General features: G+C 40.1%; 13 protein-coding genes and 1 other annotated feature. Of the genes, 11 read left to right on the top strand and 2 right to left on the bottom strand.

The features are described from left to right. Positions 1-24 precede the first annotated feature (24 nt). From IGI42_RS04795 to IGI42_RS04770, 6 genes are all read left to right on the top strand, one after another. Positions 25-1,218, top strand: a complete 1,194-nt coding sequence (locus IGI42_RS04795) for an FtsW/RodA/SpoVE family cell cycle protein (RefSeq protein ID WP_438714603.1) — start codon at positions 25-27, stop codon at positions 1,216-1,218. Then, positions 1,211-1,567, top strand: coding sequence for an arsenate reductase family protein (locus IGI42_RS04790; protein WP_438714601.1), 357 nt, complete (start codon positions 1,211-1,213; stop codon positions 1,565-1,567). The genes IGI42_RS04795 and IGI42_RS04790 overlap by 8 nt, the downstream gene beginning before the upstream one ends. A gap of 1 nt (position 1,568) precedes the next feature. Continuing rightward, on the top strand, positions 1,569-1,901 hold the full coding sequence (locus IGI42_RS04785; protein WP_438714599.1) for a glycine cleavage system protein H: 333 nt from the start codon (positions 1,569-1,571) through the stop codon (positions 1,899-1,901). Positions 1,902-1,964: 63 nt separating this feature from the next. Next, positions 1,965-2,218 (top strand) — a binding site (T-box leader). Between the two features lie 55 nt (positions 2,219-2,273). Then, entirely contained in the window at positions 2,274-3,308 is a 1,035-nt protein-coding gene (locus IGI42_RS04780) for a methionine ABC transporter ATP-binding protein (protein ID WP_438714598.1), read from the top strand. Further along, positions 3,301-3,987, top strand: coding sequence for a methionine ABC transporter permease (locus tag IGI42_RS04775; RefSeq protein WP_438714597.1), 687 nt, complete (start codon positions 3,301-3,303; stop codon positions 3,985-3,987). Before IGI42_RS04780 ends, IGI42_RS04775 begins: the two co-directional genes overlap by 8 nt. A 22-nt stretch (positions 3,988-4,009) precedes the next feature. Then, positions 4,010-4,858, top strand: coding sequence for a MetQ/NlpA family ABC transporter substrate-binding protein (locus tag IGI42_RS04770; protein WP_438714595.1), 849 nt, complete (start codon positions 4,010-4,012; stop codon positions 4,856-4,858). A gap of 242 nt (positions 4,859-5,100) precedes the next feature. Here the strand turns inward: IGI42_RS04770 and IGI42_RS04765 are convergent, their stop codons facing one another. After that, complete coding sequence (locus IGI42_RS04765; protein WP_438714593.1) at positions 5,101-5,742, bottom strand: DUF2922 domain-containing protein; 642 nt, start codon at positions 5,740-5,742, stop codon at positions 5,101-5,103. A 662-nt stretch (positions 5,743-6,404) separates the two neighbouring features. Here IGI42_RS04765 and sufC point away from each other — a divergent pair. Genes sufC through sufB form a run of 5 tightly spaced genes read left to right on the top strand, consistent with a single transcriptional unit; the run spans position 6,405 to position 11,566 of the window. Continuing rightward, complete coding sequence (gene sufC, locus IGI42_RS04760) at positions 6,405-7,175, top strand: Fe-S cluster assembly ATPase SufC (protein WP_438714592.1); 771 nt, start codon at positions 6,405-6,407, stop codon at positions 7,173-7,175. Between the two features lie 12 nt (positions 7,176-7,187). Then, the gene (gene sufD, locus IGI42_RS04755) at positions 7,188-8,465 is read left to right on the top strand and encodes a Fe-S cluster assembly protein SufD (protein WP_438714591.1); all 1,278 of its coding nucleotides are present in this window, start codon (positions 7,188-7,190) and stop codon (positions 8,463-8,465) included. Continuing rightward, entirely contained in the window at positions 8,465-9,700 is a 1,236-nt protein-coding gene (locus tag IGI42_RS04750) for a cysteine desulfurase (RefSeq protein ID WP_438714590.1), read from the top strand. Before sufD ends, IGI42_RS04750 begins: the two co-directional genes overlap by 1 nt. Continuing rightward, entirely contained in the window at positions 9,687-10,160 is a 474-nt protein-coding gene (gene sufU, locus IGI42_RS04745; protein ID WP_207671853.1) for a Fe-S cluster assembly sulfur transfer protein SufU, read from the top strand. The genes IGI42_RS04750 and sufU overlap by 14 nt, the downstream gene beginning before the upstream one ends. A gap of 11 nt (positions 10,161-10,171) precedes the next feature. Next, positions 10,172-11,566, top strand: a complete 1,395-nt coding sequence (gene sufB / locus IGI42_RS04740; protein ID WP_438714588.1) for a Fe-S cluster assembly protein SufB — start codon at positions 10,172-10,174, stop codon at positions 11,564-11,566. Positions 11,567-11,631: 65 nt separating this feature from the next. Here the strand turns inward: sufB and IGI42_RS04735 are convergent, their stop codons facing one another. After that, positions 11,632-12,105, bottom strand: coding sequence for a VOC family protein (locus IGI42_RS04735; protein WP_438714586.1), 474 nt, complete (start codon positions 12,103-12,105; stop codon positions 11,632-11,634). Positions 12,106-12,123: the final 18 nt, after the last annotated feature.

Here is a 12,123-nt window from a genome sequence, read left to right as displayed (position 1 = left end):
ATATCGTTGGAAAAGGGATGAGACATGGATACGCTTAAAAGAAATAAAGAAAATCGGATCGATTATGGAGTAATTCTACCTGTCTTTCTGCTTTGTCTAATTGGTTTACTTTCCCTCTATGTGGCCTTGACTCACGATCCGCGAGATCCAAATATTTTTCGCGGCATTGTAATGCAAAGCTTGTGGTATATATTGGGTGCTTTAGTTGTAGTTATTATTATGCATTTGGATGCTAAATGGTTGTGGCGCTTAACCCCGTTTTTGTACGTGATTGGCTTAGCCGTAATGTTGGCTTTATTGAGGTACTATGATCCAGAATTACAAGTATCCACTGGATCAAAAAACTGGTTTAGAGTTGGAACCATGACCTTTCAACCTTCAGAGCTGATGAAAATTGCCTATATTTTGATGATGGCTCTTATTATTACGCAGCACAATTTGAAAAATAAGTTACGAACTTTAAAAGGGGATTTGTGGTTGATTGGCAAACTTCTTTTAGTTACAATCCCCGTTCTAGTTCTAGTTATGCTGCAGGATGATTTTGGAACGATGCTCGTCTTTCTAGCTATTTTTGCAGGCATGTTCTTAATGTCGGGAATTTCCTGGCTAATTGTGGTACCCGCAATTCTACTTGTTGCGGTAACAGGTACCACAATCATTTTGCTAGTGACCACAGATTCTGGACGTGAATTGTTAACAGCCATTGGGTTTAAGAGTTATCAATTTGCTCGGATTGATTCTTGGCTGGACCCTTTTCATGATCCTCAAGGTCAAAGTTTCCAGCTTGCTCATGCGTTAATGGCGATTGGCTCAGGTGGAATGTTTGGGACTGGTTATAATATTAGTAACGTGTACGTGCCTGTTCGTGAATCTGATATGATCTTCAGTGTGATTGGTGAGAACTTTGGTTTTATCGGCGGAGCATTTGTGATTGTGTTGTACTTCTTATTGATTTATCGCATGATTCGTGTATGCTTTGATATGAATAATGAATTCTATGCTTATATCGCAACCGGCATTATCATGATGATTTTGTTTCATGTATTCGAAAATATCGGTGCCAATATTGGGCTATTACCATTGACAGGGATTCCATTGCCATTTATTAGCCAAGGGGGCTCCTCTATCTTAGGCAACATGATGGGGATTGGCTTGATCCTTTCGATGCGTTACCAAACTGCGAAGAAGCTAGAAACTAGGAGGACTCGTCGTGTATAAATTTTATGAGTATGCCAAATGCTCCACTTGTAAAAAAGCGAAGGCTTGGCTAAAAGCTGAAGGCGTAGAATTTGAAGTCATCGATTTAATCAGTCAAACACCTTCCGCCGAAGAATTTGAAACATGGATGGAAAATGCAGATATTCCGATACGCCGCTTCTTTAACACAAGTGGAATGAAATACCGGGAGCTAAATCTTAAAGATCAAGTAAAAGACTTGACGATTGTTGAAGCAAGTCGTATATTGTCTAGCGACGGGATGTTGGTGAAACGACCAATGTTAGTCAAGGATGAACAGTTCATCATTAATGGCTTCAAGGAAGAAGCGTATAAAGGAGTATTCGAATAAAATGGCACATTTAAAGAAAAAAGACGGATTATGGGTTTTGCATAATGACAAAGATTTTTGTACAGGATTGACTAAAGAGATGCAAGAAGAATTAGGCGAAGTATCATTTGTCTCTTTTCCTAAAGTTGGTCAAACAGTTAAAGCTGGCGAACCATTTTTGGAAGTTGAAGCGGAAAAAGCAGTGAGTGAGTTTAAAAGTCCTGTAACTGGTGTCGTTGCTTCAATCAATGAAAAGGCTGAGAAGGACCCAGCTGTTTTGAATACAGATGACGAATTGGACGCTTGGTTATTGTCATTTAGACAAGTAGAAGTAGAAGAATTTGAAACACTTTAAGAAAATCGATAAAATCAATTGACAGACAAATTTTAGATTTGTTATAATTCACTCATATCATATGAGAAAGCAATGAAAAGAAGAGTACATCTGATGAACGTTTTAAGAGAGTCCCATTAGGCTGAGAAGGGATAACGAGAATGAGATGGAAGATGGTCTTTGAGCAGAATTGACGAGCGTAAGTAAGTCAGTTACGGGAGTGCCCGTTACAGCACCACAGTATGCGAAGAACAACATTCAAGTACTGGATGAGGTGATTGTCGCGAGGCATTCATAAACATAGGTGGTAACACGAAAGTATAGCTTTCGTCCTAAGTGTACGTATGTACATTTAAGACGGAAGCTTTTTTTATTTATCAAGGGGGAAGATGAATGGCATTGATCGAATTACGCCAAGTGGAAAAAACATTTTCAGGTAAAACAGGCCAGATCCATGCAGTAAATGGTGTCGATTTGACGGTAGAACCAAAAGACGTTTATGGTATTGTCGGCTATTCTGGCGCAGGAAAAAGTACACTGGTTCGTTTACTAAATGGTTTAGAAACTGCTACCAAAGGTGATGTAACAATTAAAGGTGAAAATGTAGCAAAACTTCAAGGAGCCCAGCTACGTGATTTTCGTAAGAAAGTAGGAATGATTTTCCAGCACTTCAATTTATTATGGTCTCGCACGGTTCGTGAAAATATTCAATTACCGTTAGAATTAGCTGGAGTTGCGAAAGATCAGCGGAAACAAAAAGTCGATGAATTAATCAAGTTAGTTGGTTTGGAAGGTCGGGGAGATGCCTATCCAGCACAACTGTCTGGCGGACAAAAGCAAAGAGTAGGGATTGCTCGTGCCTTAGCCAATGATCCCGATATCCTGCTTTGTGATGAAGCAACTAGCGCCTTGGATCCACAAACAACAGAAGAAGTACTGGATTTGTTGGCGGATATCAATGCGAAGTTAGGATTAACAATCGTATTGATTACGCATGAAATGAATGTAATCCGAAAAATATGCAACAAAGTGGCAGTAATGGAGCAAGGTAAAATTGTCGAAGAAGGATTGGTGAAGGATGTGTTCCGCCATCCGGTGCAAGAGGTAACGAAGCTTTTCGTTCAACAGGAACTAGAACCTAGAGCTGATACAACTGAATTGGTACAGGAATTCCTGAAAGAAAATCCTAACGGTACCTTAGTAACACTGCACTTTTTAGAAAATAATGCAGGCGAACCAGTTGTTTCTCAAGCGATCCGCAAGTTTCAAGTAGATATCAGCATTGTCTACGGCAATATTGAACGAGCAGATGGAAATTCTTTTGGGACATTAACGGTTCAAATAACCGGAGCAGAAAAAGAAATTGATCAGGCATTGGCCTTTATCAGAAGTCAAAATGTTGAGGCGGAGGTGATCCATCGTGGATAAAAGCTTTAGTGAAACGTATTTGAATTTTCAACAGGTGGACCCAGAAACATTAAAACAAGCGATCGTTGATACCTTATTCATGACGATTTCATCAATGGTGTTAGTTTTCATTATCGGATTGCTGTTAGGGTTAGCTCTTTATACTTTAGGTAGAAAGAAAACCGGCGGGAAGAGTTTGTTGTATGGAATTGTATCGGTGATCGGCAATATTTTTCGTTCTACACCGTTCATGATTTTAATGGTATTGATTATACCTTTTACTAAACTATTAGTGGGAACGATGTTAGGAGCAAAAGCGGCTATTCCAGCCTTGGTTCTTTCAGCAGCGCCTTTTTATGCGCGTCTAGTAGAGATTGCTTTTCGTGAAGTGGATAGCGGTGTATTAGAAGCCGCTGATTCAATGGGCGCCAGCTATTTAGAGATCATTTATAAAGTATTAATTCCTGAAAGTTTGCCAGCTTTAGTATCTGGGATTACCGTAACAACGATTACCATGATCGGTTTTACCGCTATGGCCGGTGCGATTGGGGCTGGTGGACTGGGAGCGTTAGCTTGGCAAGAAGGGTATCAACGAGGAAACTACACCGTGACTCTTTTAGCGACTGTCATCATTTTAATTATTGTGTTTATCGTTCAAGGAGTCGGTGACTTTTTGACGAAGAAAACAGATAAACGATAAAATTTATTAGGAGGAAAATAGGATGAAAAAGAAATTATTAGGATTAACAGCAATTGCATTAATTACAGTTGGTTTAGCAGCATGTGGAAATGGGGGGAATGAGACGACAGACAGCACTGGAGGCGGAAGCTCTAGCAATGATACTTTAGTCGTTGGTGCTTCACCAACACCTCACGCTGAAATTTTGGAGCATGTTAAACCGTTACTTGAAGAAGAAGGCATCAATTTAGAAATTAAGAAGTTTGATGATTATGTATTACCTAATAAATCATTAGCTGAAGGAGAATTGGATGCCAACTACTTCCAGCACAAACCTTTCTTTGAAAAAGCTGTGTCTGAAAACGACTACGATTTTGCCGATGTTGGGGCGATTCATATTGAACCAATGGGCTTATATTCTAAGAAAATTACCGATATCAAAGACTTAGAAGATGGGGCAACTATTATCTGTTCAAATTCTGTATCTGACTGGGGTCGAGTTATTTCGATTTTAGAGGAAGCTGATCTAGTAACAGTTAACGATGGTGTTGATATCGAAACGGCTACCTTTGATGATATTCGTGACAATCCGAAAGAATTGAAATTTAATCATACTGTTAATCCAGAGTTATTAGCGTCTACTTACAATAATGATGAAGGTGATTTAGTAGCTATTAACGCAAACTTTGCTTATGGTGCGGGCTTAAATCCGATTAATGATTCGATCTTGCTGGAAAGCGATAATTCTCCTTACGTAAATATCATCGCAACTCGTTCAGAGGATAAGGACGACGAACGTATCCAAAAATTATTAGAGGTATTACACAGTGAAGATGTGCAAGCTTGGATTCTTGAAAACTGGGATGGTTCAGTAAAACCAGTCAATGAATAGTACCTGACTCACCAAATACTCTTAACAGCTTAGTACAATCTAGCTGTTAAGAGTATTTTTTCGTCATGGAAGAAGGTAAAAGTTTTTCACATGTTAACGATGTTCGGCTTCACAAATTAGTGTTGTTGTCACTGAGCGAGTTTATGAAGCCTTTCTTACGTGACTGAAGTTCAAATTTTGAAAATTAAGCTAAATGTCACTCCGATCGTAATTACCTTGAGGGCATAAGCGATTTAAAAAGATTAGCGTTTCTTCTTTTTTCGCTTTTTCTTTTTCTTGTTGGTTTCGTGATAGATACGCAGTCGATCTAAGCGCTCTTTTCGTGAATGTGCCGATTCCTTAGTTCGTTCAGGGGTTGGCGTAGGTTCTTGGACTGCCGTTTCACTTATTGAAAGTTCCGCTTTTTGTGTAGGTATCGATTCAGCGCTGTCGTCTGTTTTTCCCATATCGATGGGTAGAGCAATACTTTCTTCCAGGAGTTCTTCTAAGTTGGGCGTCTCTTCTATAGCAAGGTGGACTTCCATTTCTGGCTGTTCAATTGCCTCAGCCACTTCTATTGGAGTTACTTTAGGCTGTTCTTGGTTCTCACTTTGGCTTAAATCTTCGGTGATTATCTGCGGCGCAAAAGAATTGTTTAGATTTTGTACATTGGTTGATTCGGCGTTTCTCAGATCGAAAAGGGGAGTTTCAAGCGTTTCAACAAATTTAGCAGAAACTACTTTTTGAAACTGTTTCACACCATCCTTTTCAAATAAGTTCAAGGTAGTCATTTTTTCCAAAAGTATTTTGATTTCTTCTGGTGATTTATTCGGGTTCGGGTTATTGAAGTTCCAGCGGTGTTTTTTTCCTGCGGCATCTTCAAATACAGTTGCTAGTTTTAACATAGTTGATCACTCTTTCTAAAATTTTTTTGTTCCGGCCGGTGATTAAAAGATAACCCAAAAGCATAAAAGAACAAAATGCGATTTTTTCCAAAACCCCCTACATTTTTTCCAATGCCATTTTACAAAATGTTGATTTGATCGCACAGTAAAATCTACTAAAAGAAATTATGGGGGGGTATATGGAAATTTTCGATTTTGGCAAAAAAAGCCTTGTTTTGACTGGTATTATAATGATTTTTGAATTGAGGTAGAAAATACATAAAAATAAATCGGCGATAAAATAACAAGATGGGCGCTTGCTGTTGCTGGATAAAAAATTAAAAAACCTTTTTATAGTTGATTTTCTGAATTGCATTTTATCTTTTCTTGCTGGTTAATCAGGAAGTGTACGCATATGATGGATGTCAGCAAGGATATTCATATCTTTTGTAGTAGTTTAGCCCAGCTTTCTAATGAGTGGAGGGGAAATACGATAAAATAAGCGAGGTTTTTTAATCCATTACTGGGCGACAAAACCAGCTACTCTCTCTAACAGTAAGCAAAACGAGAATAATTCTAAACAAAAATCAGTTTTATTTTATAAAGTTGCCGATTTCATTTGAATTCCATTCTCAATTAGTCTAAAATGTGTGAGAACGAATAAATAATTTGGAGGGAAATTCATGTCTGTTTTAGAGATTAAAGATTTGCATGTATCCATTGAAGATAAAGAGATTTTAAAAGGCGTTAACTTAACCATGAAAACGGGAGAAATCCACGCAATCATGGGACCAAACGGAACCGGGAAATCCACCCTTTCAGCTGCGATTATGGGAAATCCTAACTACGAAGTGACTCAAGGAGAAATTTTGCTTGACGGAGAAAACGTATTAGAGTTGGAAGTAGACGAACGTGCTCGTCTAGGATTGTTCCTAGCAATGCAATACCCAAGTGAAATTCCTGGAATCAGTAATGCGGAATTTATGCGGGCAGCGATGAATGCTGGGCGTGCAGAAGATGACAAAATTTCTGTCATGACTTTCTTGAAGAAATTAGATGCAAAAATGGAACTATTGAACATGCCAGAAGAAATGGCTGAACGCTACCTAAACGAAGGCTTTTCCGGTGGTGAGAAGAAGCGTAACGAAATTCTTCAACTATTGATGATTGAACCGACTTTTGCTGTTTTAGATGAAATTGATTCAGGATTGGATATTGATGCGCTAAAAGTTGTCTCCAAAGGAATCAATGCGATGCGCGGCGATAATTTTGGTGCATTAATTATTACTCACTACCAACGTCTATTGAACTACATTGTGCCAGATTTTGTGCATATCATGATGGATGGACAGGTTGTTTTATCTGGTGATTCTGAATTGGCTAAGCGCCTTGAATCCGAAGGCTACGCTGGTATTTCAGCTGAATTAGGTATTGATTACAAAGAAGAAGTGTAGGAGGCAAGATAAATGACAAAGTGGATGGATTATCTTGACGCTGTGAAGGCATACTCTGCTTCATGGGAAGAACCTCAATGGATGACCGACCTAAGGATTTCTGCCTTAGAAAAAATTGAACAATTGCCTTTACCGGTCATTGAAAAAGTGAAATTTGCCCGTTGGCATCTATATAATGTAAAACCGGAACGTCAATTAGAAGCTGGAACGATTCCCAACTTTGATCAAATGGCGGACAATCCGATGGTGGTACAAGCTGGCGATGATACGGTCTTTGAACAGATTTCTCCAGAATTAACCGAAAAAGGCGTCATTTTTACTGATTTAATGACTGCCATGAAAGAACACCCGGAATTGGTGAAAGAATACTACATGCAAAAAGCGGTACCAATAGACGAAAATTCACTGACAGCTTTACATGCAGCTTTTATGAACAACGGGATTTTCTTATACGTACCTAAAAATATTGTGATCGAAGAAGCGCTAGAGTCGCTATTTATCCATAACGGTAACAGCGATGCACACTTCTTCAAACACGTATTGATTATTGCAGAAGAAAACAGTGAATTTTCTTATTTGGAACGTTTTGAGTCCCATGGAGATGAAGCGAAGAAATTAGCTGGTAACGTAGTCGTAGAAGTGATCGCTAAACCAGGTGCTCGCATTAAGTTCTCAGCTATTGATACGTTAGGTAAGAATATTGCGACATACATGAATCGCCGAGGGTATTTGATGCGGGATTCAAAGATCGATTGGGCAATTGGGATTATGAACGATGGCAATATTATTGCTGATTTCGATTCTGACCTAATCGGCGATGGTGCGCACTCTGAAGTGAAAATTGTCGCTATTAGTACCGGCAAGCAAATTCAAGGAATCGACACGCGAGTAACTAATAAAGCACCTCATACAATTGGTCATATTTTACAACATGGCGTAATTTTGGAAAAATCTACTTTAACTTTTAACGGAATTGGTCACATCTTACGTGGTGCCAAGGGGGCAGATGCCCAACAAGAAAGTCGTGTGTTGATGCTGTCAACACAATCTCGTGGCGATGCCAATCCGATTTTATTAATTGAAGAAAATGAAGTTACTGCCGGACATGCTGCCAGTGTTGGACGAGTAGATCCTGATGAATTGTTCTATTTAATGAGCCGCGGCCTTGCTAAAGATGAAGCGGAACGATTAGTCATTCGCGGATTCTTAGGTCCAGTATTAACGGCTATCCCAGTTAAAGCTGCCCAAGACCAATTGATTGCAACGATCGAAGGGAAGTTGAAAAAATAATGTTCGATTTTTCGAAAGTAAGGGAAGATTTTCCTGTTTTATTTCAAGAGGTTAATGATGAACCATTAGTTTATCTTGATAATGCTGCTACCACACAAAAGCCTAAACAAGTGCTTGAAGCATTGAACTATTATTACGAAAATGATAACGCTAATGTTCACCGCGGCGTGCATACCCTAGCGGAACGAGCAACGGAAAAGTACGAAGGGGCTCGTGAAAAAGTCCGTGCCTTTATCAACGCAAAAGAAACAGCCGAAGTTTTGTTCACCCGGGGAACAACTACAGGGTTAAACTGGCTAGCTCGCAGTTATGGGGATGCTTTTGTCAAAGAGGGCGACGAAATTGTTATCTCCTTTATGGAGCATCATTCTAACATTATCCCTTGGCAGCAATTGGCTGATCGCAAGGGTGCGAAGTTACGCTATCTTTCTATGAACGAAGAAGGCTTTTTGGATATGGAAGAAGCGAAGCAAGTCATTAATGAAAAAACAGCGATTGTCTCGATTGCGCACGTATCGAATGTATTAGGCGTGATAAATCCAATCAATGAATTAGCTGAACTGGCTCATGCCAATCAAGCGATTATGATCGTTGATGGTGCTCAATCCACTCCGCATATGCAAGTGGATGTACAAGCGCTGGATTGTGATTTCTTTGCCTTTAGTGGACATAAGATGTGCGGACCGACCGGAATTGGTGTATTATATGGCAAAAGACCGCTTTTAGAGCAAATGGAACCAGTTGAGTTCGGCGGAGAGATGATCGATTTTGTCAATTTGTATGACAGCACATGGAAAGAATTGCCTTGGAAGTTTGAAGCAGGCACACCGAACATCGCCGGCGCGATTGCATTAGGTGCAGCGATCGACTATTTGAATGCTATTGGGATGGATGCGATCCATCAACACGAGCAGGAATTAGTCGCCTATGTCTTGCCGAAACTACAAGCAATTGAAGGACTAACGGTTTATGGTCCGCAAGATCCGCAAAATCATACGGGAGTATTGGCCTTTAATTTGGACAAAGTACATCCTCATGATGTAGCAACTGCTCTTGATATGGAAGGCGTAGCTGTGCGAGCAGGTCACCACTGTGCGCAACCGTTGATGAAATACTTGAATTTGCCAGCAACCGCTCGCGCTAGCTTTTACTTCTATAATACAAAAGCCGATGCTGATCGCTTAATTTTTGCTCTGAAAGCTACAAAGGAGTTTTTCAAAGATGGCGCTATCTAGATTAGACAATTTGTATCGTCAAGTAATTTTGGATCATTCTTCTCGTCCGCATCATTTTGGTAAGTTGAATGAATCTACTCGTACAATCGAAATGAACAACCCTACTTGTGGGGATGTCATTGAGTTGGAGCTGTCCGTTAAAGACGGCATTATCAATGACATTGCCTTTTCCGGCAGCGGTTGTTCCATTAGCACAGCCAGTGCGTCCATGATGACGGACGCCGTGATTGGCAAAACAGTTGAAGAAGCAGAACACCTTGCTGTCAGCTTTGCCCAAATGGTTCAAGGTAATCAGCTGTCTGATGAAGACACAGATGCCTTAGGAGAAGCGGCTATGCTTAGCGGTGTAGCGAAATTTCCAGCCCGTATTAAATGCTCAACCTTAGCTTGGAAAGCGCTAGGCCGAGCGTTAACAGATGATGATGGGAAAGCGGTAGCGGGTCAATTTCATAAAGAATAGGAGCGGGAACTATGAGCGTACCTGAAATGCAAGAAGAATATCAATTTGGCTTCCACGATGATGTTGAACCAGTCTTTACTACTGGTGAAGGTTTGTCTGAAGAAGTCATTCGCGCAATCTCCCGCGTTAAAGGAGAACCAGAGTGGATGTTAGACTTCCGCTTGAAGTCCTTGGAAACATTCTACAAATTAGACATGCCTGAATATGGTCCTGATCTAAGTGAATTAGACTTCAATAAAATCAATTACTATATCAAATCTAGCAACAAACCAGCCCGTGATTGGGAAGATGTGCCAGAAGAAATCAAAACAACCTTTGAACGCTTGGGAATTCCTGAAGCAGAACGGGCTTACTTAGCCGGAGCTTCAGCTCAATATGAATCTGAAGTTGTTTATCACAATATGAAGGATGAGTTCGAAAAATTAGGAATCGTCTTTACTGATACCGATTCTGCATTGAAAGAATATCCGGAACTATTCAAGGAATATTTCGCAACATTAGTGCCACCTTCTGACAACAAGCTAGCAGCTCTTAACTCAGCAGCCTGGTCAGGCGGAACCTTCATTTATGTACCTAAAGGGGTTCAAACCGATATTCCAATCCAATCATACTTCCGAATCAATGCAGCCAATACGGGTCAATTTGAACGGACGTTGATTATTGTGGACGAAGGAGCCAGCATCAACTATGTTGAAGGCTGTACGGCTCCGACTTATTCATCAGACAGCTTGCATGCTGCCGTAGTAGAAGTATTCGTTAAAAAAGACGGCTACTGTCGCTATACCACAATCCAAAACTGGTCCAACAATGTCTACAGCTTGGAAACAAAACGTGGCCAAGCTCTAGAAAATGCGACGATGGAATGGGTCGATGGCAACTTAGGCTCTAAAGTAACGATGAAGTACCCAAGTGTCTACATGAATGGTAAAGGCGCTCGGGGAACCATGCTTTCGATTGCCGTAGCTGGAAAGAATATTGTACTGGATAACGGTGCTCGGATGATTCATAATGCACCGAATACGTCTAGCTCGATTGTTTCTAAATCGATTGCTAAAGACGGCGGTGCAGTTGACTATCGTGGAACTGTGCGTTTTACACGCGATAGCGAAGGCTCATTTAGCCATATCGAGTGTGACACAATCATCATGGATGACATCTCGCGTTCGGACACGATTCCTTACAACGAAATCATGAACGGTAATGTTTCTTTAGAACATGAAGCGAAAGTATCTAAGATTTCTGAGGAACAATTATACTACTTGATGAGTCGCGGAATTACTGAACAAGAAGCAACTGAAATGATCGTAATGGGCTTTGTTGAACCATTTACGAAAGAATTACCGATGGAATATGCCGTGGAATTGAATCGCTTGATTCAATTCGAAATGGAAGGCAGTGTGGGTTAAAAGCACAAAAACCTTAAAACGTTGATAAATCAGCGCTTTAAGGTTTTTTCTTTGTAATAAAACGGTCATTTACTACTTAACGCGGCTTTAGTAACCTCAACATCAACGCCCATACGTTCTGCCGTTTGCTCTACGGTGAGGCCTGAATCAATGAAATGTTTAACCACCATCACAATAGTTTCAGCAACTTCGATGATGTGATGATCCAAGTCATAGAATCTCACCGCACGCTGCCCCCAGCTATGCTCTATGATCGGATGAAGATAATCGATAGTCCCATAGTTTTCCAACTTTTCCATAAAATCATCTATATCGTCCGTTTCAAAATATAATTCGCCGGCATTGTTTTCAAAGACAATATCCATTTTTTTCTTATTGATAAAGTTTGGCCAAGTATCAACCGTTTGTAGAAAAACACCCCCAGTGAGTTGGACATTTGCTCCAGCATCCATGATAACTTTTAGTCCCAACAATTCACTATAAAATTGCTTTGACTTTTCAATATCGCTAACAGCGATTAATGTACCTTTGTACTGCATGTTCATTCCTCCTATTCT

It is taken from the genome of Enterococcus sp. AZ109, assembly GCF_051714625.1.
Taxonomy (GTDB): Bacteria; Bacillota; Bacilli; order Lactobacillales; family Enterococcaceae; genus Enterococcus_A.
Note: the sequence above shows the minus strand (reverse complement) of the source record. Positions and strands in the feature narration are given on the sequence as shown.